This window comes from Wohlfahrtiimonas populi, assembly GCF_002006795.1.
Lineage (GTDB): Bacteria > Pseudomonadota > Gammaproteobacteria > Cardiobacteriales > Wohlfahrtiimonadaceae > Wohlfahrtiimonas > Wohlfahrtiimonas populi.
Genome location: NZ_MVDN01000002.1, coordinates 182653 through 203483, shown reverse-complemented (window position 1 = coordinate 203483; position 20831 = coordinate 182653). Strand labels below are relative to the sequence as shown.

Sequence of the window (20831 nt, the reverse complement as noted above, 5' to 3'; positions counted from 1 at the left end):
TGAAATTTAAGAAGATTGGTGGTTTTGTATGAAATATTGGCCATCTTGGCGAATGATATAACCTTCAATTTCCATCATGGAAATTGCCTGCATCACAATATGTGCTTCTAAATCAGTTTGTGTGACAATATCATCGATGGATAATGGCTGTGTTAATTGATCAAAAATCTGTTTTTCTAAAGGATCTTCAGGTGGATCAACGGCAATCATTGTGATGGATTGTTTAGAAGAAGGTAAGGGATGTTGAATGGCTGCTTGATTCTCATTCGGTAACCAATGTTTTAGTTCAGAGAAAATATCAAAAGTGGATTCCACTAATTTAGCGCCTTCACGAATAAGCTTGTGGCAACCTTTAGATTGTGGATTGTGAATAGAGCTAGGGATTGCAAATACTTCTCGGCTAGATTCATTGGCTAAGCGTGCGGTAATAAGCGAGCCTGATTTGTCAGCAGCTTCCACAACCAAAACACCTAAGGATAGACCAGCAATGATGCGGTTTCTTTTAGGAAAATTATTAGGAATGGCTGGTGTATGTAATGGGAATTCACTCACTAAGCAGCCACCTTGCGCGACGATTTTATCAGCCAATTGCACGTGATTCTTAGGGTAAATTTCATTCAATCCTGTGCCTAAAACTGCAATTGTTGGAGATTGGCTGATTAACGTGCCTTCATGAGCTGATTTATCAATGCCCATTGCCAATCCGCTTGTGATCACAAAACCATAATCACCTAATTCTTTAGCGAAGTGGTAAGCATTTTGTTCACCTTCTTTGGTTGGATGGCGCGTACCAACGATGCCCAATTGTGGGCGAGATAGAATTGAAGGATCACCTTTTAAAAATAAAAGGGCAGGCGGATCATCTGATACGCGCAATAATTCAGGATATAAATCATCAGTGACAACAATGATGTGATGCTGATCACTACTTTCCATCCAATTAATCGCAGCTTCTGCTTTTTTTCTCGCAATATCTTCACGTGATGCAATGACTGTATCTGTCATGCCAGCTTTACGCCATTCAGCATTAGAGGCGTTAACAGCATTCGTTGCAGAATCAAAATGTGCAACCAATTGCATTAATCGTTTAGAGCCAATATTTTTTGTGTAATAGAGCGTGAGCCAGTCAATCAACATACTTAGATAACCACTTTCAGACAGATGAATCGAACTGAAATTATAGCAAATATCTCAATGGGTTATGATTTAATGTGCAGTTGCTTGTGCAAAGGGTAACAGAATATTCCAAAGAACTGCTGTGATAAATGAGATGGGAATCCCGATACTTGTTAAGAAATTGGCCAGCTCAGGATTAAGATTTTTATCAGCAGCAATGATCACCGCCATAACCATTGGTGCCATACCTACTTGCATGATAGATACTGCAGCAGTCAATGGTGTCAAAGTAGTGAAAACAAACATTGCCAACAAGGAGATCACTAATGGCATTAAAATTAATTTGATAGTTAAGCCAATAGAAATAAACTTAATCATACTCTTATCACGAGGTAAGCTTAAGCTACAGCCAATCGATAACATTGTTAATGGTGTTAGTAGTGAACCAAAAGTTGATAATGTATATTGTACTGCTTCAGGGTAAGCAAATGGGCGAAGCAATATACCTAAAATTAGTGCAACCACTGGAGGATAAACTAGGATTCGTATCAGCATTTGCTTCACATCAACGCTTTTGCCTGAATACAAGTTAGCAACTAGAATACCAAGTGTGAATAGCACGATAAGGTTGGATTGATCTACGATGATTGCTGTATTTAAAGCTTCTTCACCTAATAATGCATGAACCAAAGGGAAACCAACAAAGGATGTATTGCTTGTACCACACAACAAGATCAAACAACCTGTTGTAATTTTAGACATTGGCACGAATAACTTAATAAAATAGATACTAGCAACTGCGACAATAAATCCAATCCATGGCGTTGCAATTGGGAAAAATGCATCACCAGCTAAATTAATTGTATGGATTTTATCTAGAATAAGCGCAGGTAGCGCAACTCTGACAACCAATAAATTGAGTGAGCGAATCAGTTCCTGAGGATTAGTTAATCTGGAAAGAATTTTACCAACTGTAATACAGACAAAGATAAAAATTAAACCGCTCATGATGATTTGCTACCAAAAGTTATACGACAGGTTTAATAATAGCACCATTTATCCAATTTATATTAGCTTTTGCGCCATTTTTTAGTGAACCAACAGTTGGATATAGATTAAGTGCTTTAGCAGGGTTTTGTGTAATCATCTGCAATGATTGCTCAAAAGAATAGCCAATATTCATTGTGTTATTAAGGCTTGTGAATAAATCTACGTGCGCGCCTGCTAATTTCCTTTCATGATTCACAAGTTTATTATTTTCTTTATAGATTGTATGGCCATTGAATTCAAATGAGTCAATATCGCTGCCTAAAGTTGCCATTGCATCGGTCACGAGAATAATATTGTTAATGTGTTTTGCTTCAATGGCAATTTTCACCATAATAGGATCCACATGAATGCCATCGTGAATAATCGTTCCCCAACTATTTCGATCAGAAATTGCAATACCTAAAATGGATGGCTCTCTAGATAACATGGCTGGCATTGCATTAAACATATGCGTGAAGCCAGAAATGCCAGCTTGTAAGCCTTTTTGTGCTTCTTCAGCGGTCGCATTACTATGGCCAGCAAATACAATAATACCAGTATCTTTGAGCTCAGTAATGATATGAGGATCTACAGTTTCAGGCGCTAATGTTACGAGAACTTTGCCTAAGTTGCGAGATTGAATATTTTTCAGTAATTGATCATTTAAAACATGGATATCTTTATCAAAGTGAATGCCACGTTTTAGGCTATTAATCATTGGGCCTTCTAAGTGAATACCCAATAAGCCTTGCATATTTTGCTCAATTGCAGTTTCAACGGAATCCAAGGTTTGATGAATGGTTGCATCGTCACTTGTAATTAATGTTGCCAGTAATTCATGAGTGCCCAGCGATCTATGCACTTGAATAATGGTTTTTAATCCTTGTACTGTTGGATCATTATTCAATAAAATTCCACCGCCACCATTCACTTGTAGATCAATAAAGCCAGGCACTAATGTGCCAGATTCATAAATTAATTGATCAGAAAAAAGTGCAGCATCAGTGACGCTGAGAACAGTATTGTCTTGGATATTTAACCAAGCATTATGATGGTATTGTTCACCATCATAAATGCCTGGTGCATAGATAGATTTCATGATTAAACGGTTTTAGTCACTTTGTTTAAAAATGGTGGCGTATCAGGGTTCAAGCCTTTTTTGATAGAAATTTGTTCAATGATGCTATACATCACTGTTGTTTGGATTAAAGGCTGAATGATAGGGGATGATGTTGGTACAATAAGTGTTTTTTCATCAAATGCTTTACTGTCTACTGTGTAAACATTAGCACCTAAATCAATGAGCTTTTCATTAGTTTCCAATGATACTTTGTGAGTTTCATCATTCATCAAGAAATGCAGAATAGGAATACCACGCTCAATCAAAGCCAATGGACCATGGAAGAATTCTGATGCAGAATAATCTTTCGCAAATACTTGGCAAGTTTCATTGAATTTTAATGAGATTTCACGTGCTGTGCTGTAGTTATAACTACGACCTAGGCAGAATAGGTTATCAGTGGTCAGCATTGCCTCTGCAAATTCATCCCAAGTGGAATTGACTACTTGATCCATAACTTCTGGTAAGTGATACAGTTCATCTGCTAGATCGTTTTTGCCACAGAACATTGCATAGATGGATGCGAATGCATATAACGTTGCAATGTATGACTTAGTAGCTGCAACGCTGTGCTCTTTGCCTGCTTTTAAGCCAAATAAGAAATCAGCTAATTTAGCAATGGGCGAAGTTTCATCATTCACTAAAGCAATGATTGTTGCACCACCTGCTTTGGCATTCTCTGTATATTTGATTAAATCAGGGCTTGCACCAGATTGTGAACACACAAACAATAATTGGTTCTCAAAATTTAAAGTGCGATCATAAACAGATGCAATAGAGGGTGAAGCCATAGAAACAGGGATATTTAATGCTGTTTCAAAAATATATTTTGCATAATAACAAGCATTTTTAGAACTACCACGACCTAATAATGTAACGCCAGTTGGTGGGGATTTACGTAAAAATTCTGCAAGTTTAATCAACATAGGAGCATTACTTTCTCCTTGTTTGGCAATGACCTCTGGGATCTCTTTGATTTCTTTTGCCATATAAGTTGACATAGTTTATTCCTTGTTTAAATTTTTTAATTGGTGGGCGCCAACACAGCTTTTGGCAAATTGCATAGCAACACGTCCACTTCTAGAGCCACGTAATAATGCAAATTGTAAGGCTTCCTGTTCAATTTCTTGAGTGAACTCTATAGTTGAGTCTAAGATTGCAATCCAATTTTGAATGACATCCAAATACTCTTTCTGAGAGAAGCTATAAAATGTTAGCCAAATACCAAAGCGTTCGGACAGTGAGATTTTTTCTTCAATCGCTTCACCTAAATGAATTTCGCCTTTTCCATCCATCTTAGCATTTTGATTATCACTCATATATTCAGGTAATAAATGACGGCGATTAGATGTTGCATAAAAGAGAATATTATCAGGTGGATTCATTAAGGAACCATCTAATAGAGCTTTAAGGGATTTGTAAGAAGAATCGTCTGATTCGAACGAGAGATCATCACAGAAAATGATGAATTGATAAGGCGCTTGGCTTAAAAGAGAAATGAGCTGGTTGAGATCTGTGAGGGCATCACGATCAATCTCCACCATTTTGAGGCCATCTTTAGCAAACTCCGTGAGCGTTGCTTTAATTAAAGATGATTTTCCTGTGCCTCGTGATCCCGTTAATAAAACGTTATTTGCAGGTAATTGATGTAAAAATTGCTCCGTATTTTGTCGGAGGGTAGCGATTTTTTCATCAACGCCAATGAGTTCAGTGAACCAAACTGCCGCAAACTGTTGAATAGGGATAAGATGAGCAGGGTGCCATTTTTGATCAGGCATCCAACGAAATGCTGAATACGCTTCAAAATCAACAGCAGATGCTGTTTGAGGGATAAGCGGCTCAATGCGCTCAATGAGCGACAAAAGTCGCTCAGCTAGCATAGAATTGTCTTTCATAAAGGAATTAACCTTTAAAACGTCCAAATTTCATAATGCGATCATAACGTTGTTCTAAACGTTGATCCACTGGTAATAGTTCTAACTCATCTAAGTATTTAACGATCTGAGCTTTAATGGATAAAGCAACAGCTTCGTGATCTCTATGAGCACCGCCTTCTGGTTCAGGAATGATCTGATCGATCAATTCTAATTCAGATAAACGATCTGCTGTGATACCCATTGCATTGGCTGCTTCCATAGATTTTTCAGCACTTTTCCAAAGAATAGATGCGCAACCTTCTGGTGAAATTACAGAGTATGTTGAGTATTGAAGCATCATTACACGATCGCCTACAGCGATTGCTAATGCACCACCAGAACCACCTTGACCAATGATTGTGCAAATTGTAGGTACTTTTAATTTGCTCATTTCTAATAAGTTACGAGCGATTGCTTCACTTTGTCCACGCTCTTCAGCACCGATACCTGGGTAAGCACCTGGAGTATCAACAAAAGTTACGATTGGCACATTGAAACGTTCTGCTAATTTCATTAAGCGCAATGCTTTACGATAACCTTCAGGGCGTGGCATACCAAAGTTACGTGCAATTTTTTCTTTAGTATCACGGCCTTGTTGATGGCCAATAATCATTACAGGACGACCATCAATACGAGCTAAACCACCAACGATTGATTTATCATCTGCATAAGCACGATCACCATGTAATTCTTGGAAATCTGATGCTAAATATTTGATGTAATCAAATGTATAAGGACGCAAAGGATGACGTGATACTTGTGAAATCTGTGATGGCGTCAACTTAGAGAAAATAGATTTAATTTCACTTTTTCTTTGTTTCTGCAATTGAGATAACGCTTGAGTAACGTCTGCACCTGCTTGTGATGCTGCGCTTTCTAATGCTTCGATTTTAGCATCTAGTTCTAATATTGGTGCTTCAAAACTTAAAAAATTAGGGTTCAAAACTCAGCTCCTAGAGTTGACGAAATGGGCATATTCTAGCATGCCCATTTAAAAACTAAAAAGAACAGATTATTTTGTAGAATAATCAGCCATGATTTTCTTATGTTCGTTCAGTTTTTCTGCTGTCAAGAACGCTAATTCAAGACTTTGTGCAGCATTTAAACGAGGATCACAATGTGTGTGATAACGGCTAGATAAATCTTCATCCGTGATGTTTTGTGAGCCGCCTGTGCATTCAGTGACATCTTTACCAGTCATTTCAAAGTGAACACCGCCAGCATGTGTTTTTTCAGCATTATGTGCGTCAAAGAATGCTGTAACTTCAGCCAAAATACGATCAAATGGGCGAGTTTTATAGCCATTTTCTGTTTTAATGGTATTGCCATGCATCGCATCACAAATCCATACAACATTGCGACCTTCTTCTTTAACGCGGCGAAGCAGCGCAGGTAAGTATTCCAATAAGTTCTTGTCACCCATACGCGTGATCAATGTTAATCGACCCGCTTCATTGTTAGGGTTCAATGCATCGATTAAACGAATCAATTCATCACCAGACATTTTTTGGCTAACTTTTACGCCAATTGGGTTGGAAATACCACGAGCAAATTCAATGTGTGCACCATCTAATTGGCGAGTTCTTTCCCCAATCCAGATAAAGTGAGCAGAAGTATCGTACCAATCGCCTGTTGTGGAATCCACGCGCGTCATAGCTTCTTCATAGCCCAATAGTAACATTTCATGAGAAGTATAGAAATCCACTTCTTTCAATGCACGAACAGAATCAGGGCGAATGCCACACGCTGTCATGAAGTTCAATGCATCTTGAATGCGGTTGGCTAAATCAGCATATTTTGCAGCTTGTGGTGATGAATCTAAGAAATCCATTGTCCAACCTTGCACACGATGCAAGTCAGCATAACCACCCGATGCAAATGCACGAATTAAGTTCAACGTTAAACCTGATTGGCCATAAGCTTTCCATAAACGCTCAGGATCAGGAATGCGTGCTTCAGCTGTAAAATCGATACCATTAACGATATCACCACGGTAGCTTGGTAAAGTGATGCCATTGATTGTTTCTAAATCTTCTGAGCGAGGCTTTGCAAATTGACCCGCCATACGGCCAACTTTAATCACTGGACTACTTGCTGCAAATGTTAAAACCACAGCCATTTGTAACAATACACGAAAGCTATCTCTGATATTAGTTGCGTTAAACTCTGAGAAACTTTCCGCGCAATCGCCACCTTGTAACAAAAACGCGCGACCATAAGCTGCTTCTGCGAGAGATTGTTTGAGTGTGCGAGCCTCACCTGCAAATACTAAAGGTGGCGCTTGATGTAAGCGATCTTCCACTTCTTTTAATTTTGCAGCATCAGGGTAATTTGGCATTTGTGCCGCTGGGAATTTTCTCCAACTATCGGGTGTCCAAATATTAGACATAACTTTTTCCTTTTTAACTTCTAAAAAAGAAGACTGTTTCCAGTCTTCTTTTGATCTTCTGATCTTAGTTCTTAGACTGATCTACTAAACGGTTTTGCGCAATCCATGGCATCATAGCACGCAATTTACGACCTGTTTGTTCAATCGGATGTTCTGATGTTAAACGACGACGCGCTGTCATTGAAGGATAATTTGTTTTACCTTCCAAGATGAACATTTTTGCGTATTCACCAGTTTGAATGCGCTTCAATGCTTTACGCATCGCTTCTTTGGATTCAGCAGTAATCACTTCTTCACCTGTCACATATTCGCCATATTCAGCGTTGTTAGAGATGGAGTAGTTCATGTTTTCAATACCGCCTTCGTACATCAAGTCAACAATCAATTTTAACTCATGTAAGCATTCGAAGTAAGCCATTTCTGGTGCATAACCAGCTTCTGTCAATACTTCAAAACCAGCTTTAACCAATTCAACTGCACCGCCACATAATACTGCTTGTTCACCGAATAAGTCAGTTTCTGTTTCTTCACGGAAATCAGTTTCGATTACGCCAGCACGACCACCACCATTAGCTGATGCATAAGCCAATGCGATATCTTTTGCACGGCCTGAGTTATCTTGGTAAATCGCGATCAATGTAGGAACACCTGCACCTTTCACATATTCAGAACGTACAGTGTGACCAGGACCTTTTGGTGCAACCATGATTACGTCTAAATCTTTACGAGGTACGATTTGGTTGTAGTGAACGTTGAAACCGTGAGCAAATGCTAATGCTGCACCATTTTTGATGTTTGGCTCAATTTCATTTGAGTAAACTTCTGGTTGGTTTTCATCTGGTAACAAGATCATTACAACGTCAGCTTTTTTAGTTGCATCTGCAACTGTCATTACGTTGTGACCAGCATTCACTGCTTTAGACCAAGATGCACCGTTTTGGCGAAGACCAACGATTACATTAATACCAGAATCCTTAAGGTTTTGCGCATGCGCATGGCCTTGTGAGCCATAACCAATGATTGCAACAGTTTTGTTCTTGATTAATGATAAGTCTGCATCTTTGTCATAATAAATATTCATATGTATTCCTTTAAAACTTGTATAAACGTTATTTAGTAATAATCAATTTGTTAATTAATTGTCAAGCCTTTTGCGCCACGAACTAATCCGAGAGCGCCAGAACGTACAATTTCAATGATGCCAAGGGTTTCAACGGCTGTGATAAATGCACAGAGTTTATCCGCTGTTCCTGTCATTTCGATTGTATAACTTTGCTCTGTAACGTCGAGTAATCGACCTCTGAACATATCGTTCAAACGATACAGTTCAGCACGAGCAGGTTCATTTTCTGCTTTCACTTTGATTAGCATGATCTCGCGCTCAATGTGTGAGCCATCCGTGAGATCCACCAATTTGATAACATCAATCAATTTATTGAGTTGTTTGACAATTTGTTCTACCACAGCAGCATTGGCAAAAGTCACCAATGTTAAGCGTGAGATAGAATTGTCTTCTGTCGGTGCAACAGACAAACTCTCGATGTTATAACCGCGTGCTGAGAAAAGGTTCACAACACGAGACAAAGCGCCAGCTTCGTTTTCCATCAATATCGAAATGATATGACGCATAGCTTGTTGATTAGTGCTCATTTATGATCTCCTTATACCTGGCTCAATCCATCAACCGTTGTATTCTCCATCTTGTCTCGGCCGCGTAAAATCATCTCGTGATGACCTTTACCAGCAGGGATCATTGGGAATACATTGGCATCGGAGTCAATAATGATGTCTAAAAATAAAGTCTTATCTTTTTGCTTAAAGGCTTCGATAAGTGCGGGTTCTAGATCTTTTGGATCTCTAATTTGAATCCCGTCATGCCCGTAGGCTTTGGCTAAACCAATAAAATCAGGTAGTGACTCAAAATAGCTCATGCAATAGCGCTTCTTAAAGAAGAACTCTTGCCACTGACGAACCATTCCAAGGTATCCATTATTTAAGTTCAAAATTTTCACAGGTGTTGAGTATTGAAGCATTGTAGACATTTCTTGGAGCATCATCTGGATACTGCCATCGCCTGTGATACATGCAACATCTTTCTCAGGAGCACCCAATTTTGCGCCCATTGCAGCAGGTAAACCAAATCCCATGGTGCCTAAACCACCAGAGTTGATCCACTGTCTTGGGCTATCAAATTTATAATATTGTGCAGCCCACATTTGGTGTTGACCAACATCCGTTGTAACAATGGCTTGGCCTTTTGTTACTTTATATAATGTCTCAATCACTTGCTGTGGTTGGATGATGCCTGGTGTTAAATCGTAGCCCAATGAATCCATTGTGCGCCATTTAGCAATCGTTTCCCACCATTTTGCTAATGAGTCTGGATTCAACTGTTTTTCACCTTCTTTCACCAATTGTAAGAACTCTTGGAGAATTGGTTTCACTTGACCCACTAATGGAATATCAGCTGCAATATTTTTACCAATCGAAGATGGATCAACATCCACGTGAATGATTTTTGCGTGTGGGCAGAAGTGTTCCAATACACCAGTAATTCGGTCATCAAAACGTGCACCAATTGCAAATAATACATCACATTCGTGCATTGCCATATTTGCTTCGTATGTTCCGTGCATGCCAAGCATACCTACGAACTGTTTATCTGAAGCAGGGTAAGCACCTAATCCCATTAATGTATTTGTGATTGGAACATTCAACGCTTTAACTAATTCAGTTAACTCATCACAAGCATCACCTAAAATTACGCCGCCGCCTGTATAAACCATTGGACGTTTTGCGCCCATGAATAAGTTATAAGCTTTACGGATTTGTCCAGAATGGCCTTTAACAATTGGGTTATAAGAGCGAAGCGCAATTTTCTTAGGATAGCTATATTTTGCCAGTGCAACTTGGACATCTTTTGGTACGTCAATGACAACAGGGCCAGGGCGACCAGTTGTCGCAATGTGGAAGGCTTTTTTAATAGTGTAGGCAAGCTCTTCAACATCTTTCACTAGAAAGTTGTGTTTAACGCACGGACGAGTGATCCCAATAGTATCTACTTCTTGGAATGCATCGTTACCAATTAAGCTTGTGGCAACCTGTCCTGAAAAAACAACCATAGGAATGGAATCCATATGGGCTGTAGCAATCCCTGTGACAGCATTCGTTAAACCAGGGCCAGATGTTAGTAATACAACACCAGGCTTTCCTGTAACTCGCGCGTAACCATCGGCAGCATGTGCGGCTGCTTGCTCGTGACGGACGAGGACGTGTTTAATTTCATCTTGTTGATAAATTGCGTCATATAGAGGGAGAACTGCTCCACCAGGGTAGCCAAAGATGTATTCAACGTTCTCCTCCATGAGGGATTTTATAATGATTTCTGCACCTGAAGATTTCACGATTAACCTCTGTTTTTCGTTTTTGTATCGTTTTAAAAAGTCATTTATGAACTAAAGGACTCTATTCTTAATAATGTCGTATCACCTGTAACATTTGTTAAGGCCTCAATCTGACGAATTGAATCAAGAATTGCTTTCTCTTTTGTTTCATGAGTGGTCATTATGATATTAGCTAGGTTGTCTTCAACAGATTTTGTCTGGATCATCAACTCAATACTAATATCATGATGAGCTAAGATATGGGTAATATCGGAAAGCACACCAGGTTGGTCCACTGCTTTTATTCTTAAATAATAGGCAGTATAAATCTCTGCTTGTGGCAGGATTGGCGCATTGGATAGCGCTTGGTTTTGGAAAGCTAAATAAGGAACATAATGTTCTTTATCAGCGTCTAACATTCTAGAAATATCAGCCAAGTCTGATAAAACAGAAGATGCGGTTGGATGTCCGCCTGCACCAGCACCATAGCTTAATACAGGGCCAACAGCATTACCTTTCACTAAAACAGCATTCATCACACCATTAACGTTGGAGATGAGCTCTTTTTTAGGAATTAAGGTTGGGTGAACGCGAATTTCGATGCCTTCGCTTAAATTCTTTGCGATACCTAAATGCTTAATCGTATAGCCTAATTGATCAGCGTATTTAATGTCATCGCTTTCTAATTTAGAAATGCCTTCGATGAATACTTTATCGAACTGTAATGGAATCCCAAATGCAATGGATGCCAAAATTGTTAATTTGTGGGCAGCATCAATGCCTTCTACGTCAAAAGTAGGATCAGATTCTGCATAACCTAATGCTTGAGCATCAGCTAAAGCATCCGAAAATGAACGACCTTTCTCTTTCATTTCAGTCAAGATGTAATTGCCTGTACCATTGATGATGCCAGCCAATGATTCAATTTTGTTACCAATCAAGCTTTCACGTAAGCTCTTGATCACAGGAATGCCGCCGGCAACTGATGCTTCAAACATCAACATCAAGCCTTTTTCAGACGCTAATTTAAATAGTTCGTTACCATGAGTTGCGATCAATGCTTTGTTCGCTGTGATCACATGTTTGTTTTGTTCTAATGCAGTTTTAATATAGGTCAAGCTTGGTTCAATACCGCCCATTAGTTCAACCACAACATCAATTTCGGGATTCATAATAATCTCGTTAATTTCTGTTGTTAAAGGAAGATTGTGTGGGTTTGCACGATCTAAAGAACGTACAAAAATATTTTTAATAGAAAATTCATAACCTGTACGACGACTAATTTCCGCGTGGTTTTCTCTAATTAAATCAGCAACTCCTGTTGCAACTGTACCAAAGCCTAAAATACCAATATTCAAACGTTTCATGCGTTAATTTTTTCCAACTCTAATGATTACTTAACTGTTTTAATAATGTTTCAATAACAAAGTCTGCACATAGATATATATCATAAGGTTTTGCATCGTGGAACATATATGCACCACTTGTGATGATCTTGTGTTCTTTGTCTAAATAATACTCATTGATTTTTGTGTCAATGTGTTTGATTCCCCATGCATTCAATGCTGGAATGAAATCGGTTGCGCCACTGCTGTGCCCAAAAGTTAACGCTGCATTGGTCTGTTTTGCATCACGCATTGCGATAGCAATGACTAAAGGTGCTGCACAAATTCCAACAATCCATTTTTGGTGGGCAATCGTATTTAATAAGGCTGTTTTAATGTCGCTGTGTAAACTACCATTAATGCCATCTTCTAAGAAGGTTGTAAAGTTTTTAACTGCACCAAATCCACCAGGCAAAATAACTGCATCGTATAACTCGGAATTAAACTCGTTTAAAGGCTTAATTTGACCACGAGCAATGCGAGCTGATTCCGTTAAGATATTGCGTGATTCATTCGTTGCTTCATTGCTCAAATGATTTACAACATCTGATTGAGAGCGATCGGGTGCAAAAAAATCAACAGCAACATTATATTTAGACAAAGCAATCACTAAGCTTGTCGCTTCCGTGATTTCACTGCCATCTAAATAGCCTGAGCCAGATAAAAAAAGCGCAACTCTATTCGTCATTTCATCCCCCTGATGTTGTGTTAATTTTTTATAAGATTCCTTTGATCATATCCACTTATTTTGCAGAATGCTATAGCTAAAACGTAAAGAAATCGACATATAGAAGAATAAGGCTATTTTTTAGTGTAGAATTACGCAGAAATCTCTGAAAGGATATACGCTGTTATGATAAAAAAAATGACATTAAGTCTTGTGATGAGTTTAAGTGTTATGCTGGGCGTAACACATGCACAAGCCCCTGAGAAAGATAGCGCAATGCTCAATTTTTTATTGGGTGAATTGGCTGTGCAGCGCAATGACTTAGAATCTGCAACGGGTTATTTAGAAAAAATTACAAAAAATCAGAAAATTCCGTATGTATTGAGACAACAATTTAATTTAGCGTATGGCCAAGCAGACTACGTTAAAGCGTTATCATATCTAGACCAAATCTTGGTGGATGAGCCAGATAATATCGAAGTGTTATTATTTGAAGCGATCATGTATGCACGTTTAAATAGCCATGATAAAGCTGCCAATGTGATGAATAAAATTGCAGGTCTTTACAAAAAAGAAGCCAATGATAATGGTTTTCACTTTTTGTATCGTGAATTAAAAAATCAAATTGAACCTAAAGCGTTTTTAGATATCTATCAAAAAATTGCGAAAGCAAATAATTACTCCGCAGAAGTGACGCCATTATTGGCAAGTTTGCTCGTGGACAATGGTCATTACAGTGAAGCGATTCAGTACTTGAATGAAGTGATTGTGAAAGATCAAGAGAATGCAGTGAATTACTCATTGTTGATGTATGCTTATTCGTTATTGAATGAACCTGCAAAAGGTTTGGAGATTCTTAAAAAAGCAGCAGAAAAAAGCACCAAAGCTGACATTAAAATTGAATATCTACAAGCATTGATCAATGAATTTTATTTTAAAGAAGCATTAGCTTATGGTGATCAACTCGTTAAAAAATACCCTGAAGATGCACGAATTTATGGTCATTTAGCACTATTAAATTTTGCATTACGTAATAATGAGATCGCTAAAGAAAATGTAGATAAAGTGATTCAGCTAAAAGGCGATTACGTTAATGTGATTTTTAGATTGGCTGATTTTGCCCGCACAACAGGGCGATTTGGCGAATTGTATGACATGTTGCCAAATATTAATGTGATTGATGTGCAAGTGGTTCGCTTGATTGCAGAAGCCGATATGGCACTTCGTAAAAAATCATACGCGACATTTTTAGCAATCTTTGATGAATTGCGCACTAAATTCCCAGATCGTACAGAATATCTCTATAACCAACAGTTGGATATGTTAGAGAAATCCTATGATTATCAGTTGTTGTTGCCGTATGCTGAAATTTTAGATGTTGTGACAAATTATGAGTTGTTCATCTACACTTATTATAAGTCTGTGGCTTATCAAGAGATGAAACAGTATGACAAGATGCAAGAGTTAATGCTCACTTGGATTCAGAAAAACCCAGAAGATGCATTGGCTTTAAATGGTTATGGCTATGTGATGTTGGAAATTGCAAAAGATGCAAAAGAACGCGCTTATGCAATGGAATATTTAAAGAAAGCCGTTAAATTGGCACCCGATGAGCCTGCAATTTTAGATAGTGTAGGTTGGGGCTATTTCCAAGAAAAAAATTATGTCGAAGCACGTAAATATTTATGGCCTGCGTTTAACCGCTTAAAACAGCCAGATGTGATTGCGCATTACATTGCATTGTTGATTGAAGAAAAAAACATTAAAGAAGCGAAGTCTCTCTTTGATCGTTTAAAAGTCGTTTACCCTGATCATGCTGAAACCATCGCATTGAAGAAAAGATATCAAGGAATCTTAAAGTAATTATGACTGATTCATTATCTAAAACATTGCGCACATTTTGTGTGTGCGTGCTGTTTGTGCTGAGCTTAGGCTTTGTGCATGCAGTGACATTAGTGGGCAAGGGCACAAGTTCAACAACGCCAGATGGCAACTTAAGAATTGTCTTTCCTTTGAATGAACGCACAAGTTTTACAAGCTTCCGCTTGGAAAGCCCACCAAGATTGGTGGTGGATATCCCACAGGCGCAATTGCGCCAAAAGGTGCAATCTTTGCCAATTCAAGGTGTGAATGTGAGCGGTGTTCGCTTGGGTACACAACAAGGTACGGATTTGCGTGTTGTTGTGGATTTAGTGAAATCAGTGCCAGGTTCTACTGCATTAGTGAAAGGTAAAAAAGGCTACGAATTGGTGATTTTAATCAGCCAAGGTGGCACAGCTGTTTCTAAAGATAGCGCATTTGCGGCAGGTTCATCTTCAGTTGTTTCAGAGCAATCTAGCGTGCAAGTTGCAAAACAAGTACCTAAAAAGAATATGCTAGTTGTGATTGATCCTGGTCACGGAGGCAAAGATCCTGGTGCGATTGGTGCCGGTAAAACTAAAGAAAAAGATGTTGTTTTGGCAATTGGTAAAGCATTGAGGGATCGCATTAATCGTGAACCTGGCATGCGAGCAATTATGACGCGTGATAGTGATCGCTTCATTCCATTACGTGAGCGTGTATTGATCGCTCGTCGTCAAAAAGCGGATATGTTCGTATCCATCCATGCTGATGCCGCATTGAATCGCTCTGCTTGGGGTGCTTCTGTTTATATTCTGTCCACAAAAGGTGCTTCCAGTGAAGCTGCGCGTTTATTGGCAGAGAAAGAAAACAGATCGGACATCGTTGCAGGTGTGAAAATGTCTGATAAAGATAATGCCATTGCATCAATGCTATTGGATATCTCCCAAGATGCAACAATTGAAGCTTCCAATGAATTGGGTAAACAAATTTTAGGTTACTTGCAGCACGATACAAAATTGCATAAGCAGAATGTAGAGCGTGCTAACTTTGCGGTATTGAAAGCACCAGATATCCCATCTGTATTAGTGGAAACAGGATTCATTTCCAATGCTAATGATGAAAAGAAGCTCAAAATGGCTTCACATCAGAATCGTTTAGCGGATGATATGATGAAGGGCATTCGTGCTTACTTTAAGAAACGCCCTGCAACAGAGTTGGTTTACAGTACAGTGGCGGCACCTAGAAAAGTCACGCCAACAGTGCCAACAGGTAAACCAGTCATGACTGCTACACCCAATCCACCGAAAGTGAATTCAAGTACAAGTGCACCGCGTGTGAATTTGGAAAGCCAGCCACAAGTAGTTTTCCCAACATTAGAGTTAGAAGCAAAGGGCAACCCTCAGCCTGTGAAGCAAGCGAATAACCGTGTGCAACAAGGCAAGCAACATAAAGTGTTGCGTGGTGAATCTTTAGATGATGTTGCAAAACGTTACAAGGTTTCTGCTGATAATCTTCGTAGAGCGAATGGATTGCCTGCTAATCAATTGCGAGTGCCAGTGGGCACAATGCTACGCATTCCATAAGATTGAATGGATATATAAAAGAGCTTAGTAATCCTAAGCTCTTTTTTTTAGTTTTTTTCTTTGATAGACAATCGCTTAATGAATAGTGAAATTGGTGTCATAAAAACTATATCACTGCAGCATCCTTCCCTTCGGGAAGGATGTAGATAAACTTATTTAAAATTGATCATGACGATTGACAATATCAATGATGCGCGTGAATATGTACGGATTTTTATAGTTTTGAAGGGATGATGAATGGCTGATGTCATTGAGTTGAATCGAAAAGGTCAACAACATAAAGCAGGCGTTGATTTAGAAGGGTTGATGCAGATTTTAAGTAAGCATTTATACTCAACGCCGATGGTTGCAGTGCGAGAATTGGTGCAAAATGCACATGATTCCATTGTGCGTCGCCGTTTAGAAGATTCATCCTTTAAAAATGCCCAAGGCAAGATTCACGTTGTTGGCTTGCCTAGAGAAAATAAACTTAAAATCATCGATACAGGTGCAGGTTTAACAGAGCAAGAGATTCATTCATTTTTAGCAACTGTTGGTATTGGTTATACACGCACATTGCGTGAGCAGGATGATGAAACAGGTTTAATTGGCATGTTTGGTTTAGGCTTCTTATCTGCGTTTGTACTTGCTGATGAAGTTGCTTTTAAAACAAAATCATATCAAACTTCGAATGAAGCTTGGGTTTATCACTCTAAAAATGCAGAAGAGTATTCTGTCACCCAAGCAGAGTTGGATCATGTTGGCACAGAAATTACATTATCTTTAAAAAGTGATTATGCATTTTTAGCGCAAGAAGAAGTGTTGAATAATATTTTGGGTCGTTATTGTGTGTTGTTGCGCGAGCCTATTTATATCAATGAGCAAACAATTGCGATTAATGAAGAAGCTCCACCATGGCGCAGAGATGAAGAAGTCGCATTACATCCAACACAATTGCTCCGTCAAAACCTTGCTTTTGCATCTCGCTTCGAGAAATTCTTTGAACCTATTTGCACTTTACCGATTCAGCCTGATGGCAAAAGTGATGCGGTTGGCTTATTGTGGATTCAAGATGGCGCAACGTATGGTACAAGCGATAATCGTAATCTTTCCATATTTTTACGTGGAATGTTATTGGATGATAATGCACGTGATCTATTGCCAGCTTGGGCAGGATTCATCGGTGGTGTGATTGAGTCGAATCGTTTGGTGCCAACGGCAAGCCGTGAAGATTTACAAAAAGATGCCAATTATGATGCCATTCAATATGCATTGAATGAAGCGATCATTACAGGTTTAGAAAATATTGCGAAAAAACAGCCTGAAGCATGGCGCAGAATCATGAAGCGTCACAATGAAGCATTATTGGGTGCGGCATTGTGTGATGAGCGTTTATTCATGATTTTGAAGAATCATTTAAAAATTCCAACATCACAAGGTGAATTATTAGCGAAAGATTTAGTCACTGACAAAGGCATTCACGTGATGCTTGGTGGTAATGCTGGTTTTGAAGAGATGTTATTCAGAGCGTTACAAGTACCAGTTGCAATGGGTGATCGTTATGCTGTGGTGCCATTTTTGCGTAAATTCACAGAATTAAGTAAAACGCCATTGGTGGAAATTGGCACTGATCGTGGTAATGAATATCTATTCAGATTGGGTAAAGTGGAAGCGGATGTTCAAACGTTTTTGACAGAAAACTTAGCCAATGGTGAAGAAGTTGTGCCAGCCTATTTTTCGCCTGAAGAGTTGCCAATGATCGTGGTGGTGGATCGAGAAGCTGAATTGAAAAAACGCATTGAAGAGGATCAAGAGGATAAAAAGATCTCGCAAGCAGCTTTGAGATTGGCAAGACACTTTACGCAGAAGATTGAATCTAAAAATCCATTGAAGCTGTACATCAATTTGAATAACAGTGCTATTCAAGCATTGATACAAAACAGAGAAGAAATTGCTGCCAGCGAGCGAGCATTGAAGTTATTAAAGGGGTTTAAAACTTTGATGGCAGGGCAGGAAATGCAAAAAGATTTGAATCTGAATGAGGCTTTGAAAAATATCTCATCAGTGATCGAATTTTTATTAATAGAGCAAAAGTAAAAGTAGGGGAAATTATATGGATATGATTTGGGGCTGGGTAAATAAGCTGCAAGAAGAATTGGACGAAGCAGGACAAAACCAAACAGCGCAGTTGATTGATAAATTGAGTGACGATGTTGCAGAATTGAATATTGGTAAAGTGGAAGCGGCAATGCCAGAAGCGTTAGCATTGAGCAGAAGTTTACAAAATCCATGGCTGGAAGTTTATTTCCGCCATTGGGAAATGCGTAATCGCGTGGGTAGCTTGGTGCAAGGTGAAGTTGCGTTGAAGGATGCTGTGGAATTCTTTGAATTCGCACACCGTGAAGAAACGATGGAATGCCCGCAATCAATCTGTGTGACGCAAGATTTAGCAGAATGTTATGCGAATATGGATGGCCCAGGTTGGGTAGAAGAACGTTTGGCAGTTGCTGAAGAAACATTAGAACGCATTTCACCAAAATGGAACTGCTTCCAATGCTTGAGTTGTGAATATGCTGAAGCTTTGATTGATGATCAAAGATACCATGAAGCTTTAGGTTATTTGGATCAACAAGAGCAGAAGATCTTAGCTGCTGGCGAAGAGCTATTTGGCTCATTAAGCTCACGTAAAGTGATGGCTTATGTGAAATTAGGCGAATATGAAAAAGCTTATGAGTTATTTTTACAGAACATTAAAAATTCTGAGAAAAACTATCAATGGCGCAAGCACGTAGAAACGGATAGCGTTAATCGTGCACATTTATTGGCGCTATTGGGCAAAATTGAAGAATCGAGAGAAGCATTGCCAGCATGGAGTTCTATTTCTCCAATGAGCTATCAAACTTGGATTGCAGCAGCAGTGACAATCGCAAAGAAAGATGCGGAATTCAATACATGGAGTTTAAGTAGCATCATTCAGCAAGCGTTGAATTATTATGATTCTGTAGGCACTTATCGCAGAATCATTGATATGGCTATGGATCAGATTGATTTGGCATTAGCACGTGGTAGTGTTTGGTGTGCAAATCAAGCGTTGAAAATGATGCAAGCAACCTTGCCAAAATTGCGTAAGCAAGATGGTATTCAAACGATCATTGATCAATATGCAGAGAAAATTGCAACATTTGGCCAAGCAGAATTACCAGTGCCAGCGAATGAATTGTTGGAATGGTTGAATGGGCAAGAAGATCGTGATCCTGAAAAAGAGATCGATTGGTTGCAATTGGCAGCAAAAGCATTACCAGAAGACCAAGACGTTTTATCTTCTTTGATTGATGCATTGAAAGCATTGAATGCAGACCAAGAAGCAATGGAATATCTATGGGCATTTGTGGAGAAAGATCGCACAGATAGTCAATTGGCCTATACATTACTGAGTTTGTTAATCAATGGGCAGAAAGTTGCTGAATTGGATCGTTTCATTGCGTTATTTGAACCTGAATCTGGCATTGCATTATGGTCAAAAATTCAGCGCGCTTTAAATGAAAAGAATTTAGATCAAGCAAAAGCATTATCTTTCAGAATGTATGAATTGTATCCTGATTATCGTGGGCCAATTTCTGTATTGGTTTATGTATTTGTGGAGCAAAAAGATTTTGCCAATGCAGCTAAGTGGAAACGCACGTTAGCGAATATGGATGAAGATCCACGCAATCAATTGTGGGATGTGATGAGCTATTTATGTGCGGCAGAAAATTGGGATGAAGCACGTAATGTTGCAGCTGAGTTGGAGATCAATTTGGTTTCTGAATCAGGTGTGATTGAAGAAGATTGGGGCTTAGTTTATATCAGAACATTCACAGAAGATGGTCCTTATGATGCATTAGCACAATGCAATGGCCCTGTGACTGCGCGTATTTTAGAGCCATCTGCACCCAGCATGAAAGAGCAGTTATGCAATGATTGGGTCGTTTTCGATGCGGAGCATTTAGTCGAGCGTCCAGAAGATGAAAACGAACGTTTCATTCCTGTGTTTAGAAAATTGCATACTTTAGAGAAAGGTAATTTTGGTACATCTTGGTTTGTGGATGGCGCATTTCCAGGTGATGAATTATTCGATCAATTCAAAGCGCAGTTGGATGAAAAAGGTTGGCGTATTTGGGTTCGTAGCCCAGAAGATTACACAGTGACAGATAGCGAAAATAATGATGAATCATTAGCAGGTATCTACTTTGTGTTAACTGCGCCACAAAATATTTCTACTAAAGAAATAGACCAAACTATGCATGATTTAACCAAATCTTGGAATCATCAGATGGTTTGGTATTATTTGGCAAAAGAAGCGGGTAAAGCAGTGGAGCCACATTTAGCTTTAATCGAGCGTTATCAATTAGATTAAGCTGATTTGAGTGATTTTTTAGCAAA

Annotated in this window: 16 protein-coding genes; 4 read left to right on the top strand and 12 right to left on the bottom strand. The window is 38.9% G+C overall.

The genetic code is table 11. The features are described from left to right. Positions 1-6 precede the first annotated feature (6 nt). The 12 genes from dprA to elbB form a co-directional block, all read right to left on the bottom strand. The gene (gene dprA / locus BZK16_RS03855) at positions 7-1137 is read right to left on the bottom strand and encodes a DNA-processing protein DprA (protein ID WP_077927578.1); all 1131 of its coding nucleotides are present in this window, start codon (positions 1135-1137) and stop codon (positions 7-9) included. Between the two features lie 69 nt (positions 1138-1206). Beyond that, entirely contained in the window at positions 1207-2124 is a 918-nt protein-coding gene (locus BZK16_RS03850) for an AEC family transporter (protein WP_077927577.1), read from the bottom strand. Positions 2125-2143: 19 nt separating this feature from the next. Further along, a complete protein-coding gene (nagA, locus tag BZK16_RS03845; RefSeq protein ID WP_233145183.1) occupies positions 2144-3244 on the bottom strand; it encodes an N-acetylglucosamine-6-phosphate deacetylase in 1101 nt (366 codons plus the stop codon). Between the two features lie 2 nt (positions 3245-3246). Beyond that, a complete protein-coding gene (locus tag BZK16_RS03840) occupies positions 3247-4266 on the bottom strand; it encodes an SIS domain-containing protein (protein ID WP_077927575.1) in 1020 nt (339 codons plus the stop codon). Positions 4267-4269: 3 nt separating this feature from the next. Beyond that, positions 4270-5160 (bottom strand): ATP-binding protein, encoded by an 891-nt coding sequence (locus tag BZK16_RS03835; protein ID WP_077927574.1) that lies wholly within the window; start codon positions 5158-5160, stop codon positions 4270-4272. 7 nt (positions 5161-5167) lie between these two features. Continuing rightward, a complete protein-coding gene (accA, locus tag BZK16_RS03830; protein WP_077927573.1) occupies positions 5168-6124 on the bottom strand; it encodes an acetyl-CoA carboxylase carboxyl transferase subunit alpha in 957 nt (318 codons plus the stop codon). A gap of 69 nt (positions 6125-6193) precedes the next feature. Next, positions 6194-7570 carry a class II 3-deoxy-7-phosphoheptulonate synthase gene (locus BZK16_RS03825; protein WP_077927572.1) on the bottom strand — a complete coding sequence of 459 codons (1377 nt, stop codon included), beginning with the start codon at positions 7568-7570 and terminating at the stop codon, positions 6194-6196. Between the two features lie 64 nt (positions 7571-7634). Beyond that, on the bottom strand, positions 7635-8651 hold the full coding sequence (gene ilvC, locus BZK16_RS03820; protein ID WP_077927571.1) for a ketol-acid reductoisomerase: 1017 nt from the start codon (positions 8649-8651) through the stop codon (positions 7635-7637). 50 nt (positions 8652-8701) lie between these two features. Further along, positions 8702-9199 carry an acetolactate synthase small subunit gene (ilvN, locus tag BZK16_RS03815; protein WP_077925527.1) on the bottom strand — a complete coding sequence of 166 codons (498 nt, stop codon included), beginning with the start codon at positions 9197-9199 and terminating at the stop codon, positions 8702-8704. A 32-nt stretch (positions 9200-9231) separates the two neighbouring features. Then, the gene (gene ilvB / locus BZK16_RS03810; RefSeq protein WP_077927570.1) at positions 9232-10974 is read right to left on the bottom strand and encodes a biosynthetic-type acetolactate synthase large subunit; all 1743 of its coding nucleotides are present in this window, start codon (positions 10972-10974) and stop codon (positions 9232-9234) included. Between the two features lie 44 nt (positions 10975-11018). Further along, positions 11019-12320, bottom strand: coding sequence for a homoserine dehydrogenase (locus tag BZK16_RS03805; RefSeq protein WP_077927569.1), 1302 nt, complete (start codon positions 12318-12320; stop codon positions 11019-11021). A 19-nt stretch (positions 12321-12339) separates the two neighbouring features. Continuing rightward, entirely contained in the window at positions 12340-13026 is a 687-nt protein-coding gene (gene elbB / locus BZK16_RS03800) for an isoprenoid biosynthesis glyoxalase ElbB (protein WP_077927568.1), read from the bottom strand. Between the two features lie 165 nt (positions 13027-13191). On the opposite strand from elbB, the gene BZK16_RS03795 reads away from it, so the two are divergent. From BZK16_RS03795 to BZK16_RS03780, 4 genes are all read left to right on the top strand, one after another. Beyond that, positions 13192-14868 (top strand): tetratricopeptide repeat protein, encoded by a 1677-nt coding sequence (locus BZK16_RS03795; protein ID WP_077927567.1) that lies wholly within the window; start codon positions 13192-13194, stop codon positions 14866-14868. Positions 14869-14870: 2 nt separating this feature from the next. Further along, positions 14871-16430: an N-acetylmuramoyl-L-alanine amidase gene (locus BZK16_RS03790; RefSeq protein WP_077927566.1), complete on the top strand. Its 1560-nt coding sequence runs from the start codon at positions 14871-14873 to the stop codon at positions 16428-16430. A gap of 237 nt (positions 16431-16667) precedes the next feature. Beyond that, positions 16668-18506: an ATP-binding protein gene (locus tag BZK16_RS03785; protein WP_077927565.1), complete on the top strand. Its 1839-nt coding sequence runs from the start codon at positions 16668-16670 to the stop codon at positions 18504-18506. Positions 18507-18522: 16 nt separating this feature from the next. Then, complete coding sequence (locus tag BZK16_RS03780; protein ID WP_077927564.1) at positions 18523-20805, top strand: tetratricopeptide repeat protein; 2283 nt, start codon at positions 18523-18525, stop codon at positions 20803-20805. The last annotated feature ends 26 nt before the right edge of the window (positions 20806-20831 follow it).

What these genes read in the sequence shown, in the direction of transcription:
- dprA (WP_077927578.1), bottom strand. Translation starts at nt 1,137, where the DNA reads ATGTTGATTGACTGGCTCACGCTCTATTACACAAAAAATATTGGCTCT.
- BZK16_RS03850 (WP_077927577.1), bottom strand. Translation starts at nt 2,124, where the DNA reads ATGAGCGGTTTAATTTTTATCTTTGTCTGTATTACAGTTGGTAAAATT.
- nagA (WP_233145183.1), bottom strand. Translation starts at nt 3,244, where the DNA reads ATGAAATCTATCTATGCACCAGGCATTTATGATGGTGAACAATACCAT.
- BZK16_RS03840 (WP_077927575.1), bottom strand. Translation starts at nt 4,266, where the DNA reads ATGTCAACTTATATGGCAAAAGAAATCAAAGAGATCCCAGAGGTCATT.
- BZK16_RS03835 (WP_077927574.1), bottom strand. Translation starts at nt 5,160, where the DNA reads ATGAAAGACAATTCTATGCTAGCTGAGCGACTTTTGTCGCTCATTGAG.
- BZK16_RS03825 (WP_077927572.1), bottom strand. Translation starts at nt 7,570, where the DNA reads ATGTCTAATATTTGGACACCCGATAGTTGGAGAAAATTCCCAGCGGCA.
- ilvC (WP_077927571.1), bottom strand. Translation starts at nt 8,651, where the DNA reads ATGAATATTTATTATGACAAAGATGCAGACTTATCATTAATCAAGAAC.
- ilvN (WP_077925527.1), bottom strand. Translation starts at nt 9,199, where the DNA reads ATGCGTCATATCATTTCGATATTGATGGAAAACGAAGCTGGCGCTTTG.
- BZK16_RS03805 (WP_077927569.1), bottom strand. Translation starts at nt 12,320, where the DNA reads ATGAAACGTTTGAATATTGGTATTTTAGGCTTTGGTACAGTTGCAACA.
- elbB (WP_077927568.1), bottom strand. Translation starts at nt 13,026, where the DNA reads ATGACGAATAGAGTTGCGCTTTTTTTATCTGGCTCAGGCTATTTAGAT.
- BZK16_RS03795 (WP_077927567.1), top strand. Translation starts at nt 13,192, where the DNA reads ATGATAAAAAAAATGACATTAAGTCTTGTGATGAGTTTAAGTGTTATG.
- BZK16_RS03790 (WP_077927566.1), top strand. Translation starts at nt 14,871, where the DNA reads ATGACTGATTCATTATCTAAAACATTGCGCACATTTTGTGTGTGCGTG.
- BZK16_RS03785 (WP_077927565.1), top strand. Translation starts at nt 16,668, where the DNA reads ATGGCTGATGTCATTGAGTTGAATCGAAAAGGTCAACAACATAAAGCA.
- BZK16_RS03780 (WP_077927564.1), top strand. Translation starts at nt 18,523, where the DNA reads ATGGATATGATTTGGGGCTGGGTAAATAAGCTGCAAGAAGAATTGGAC.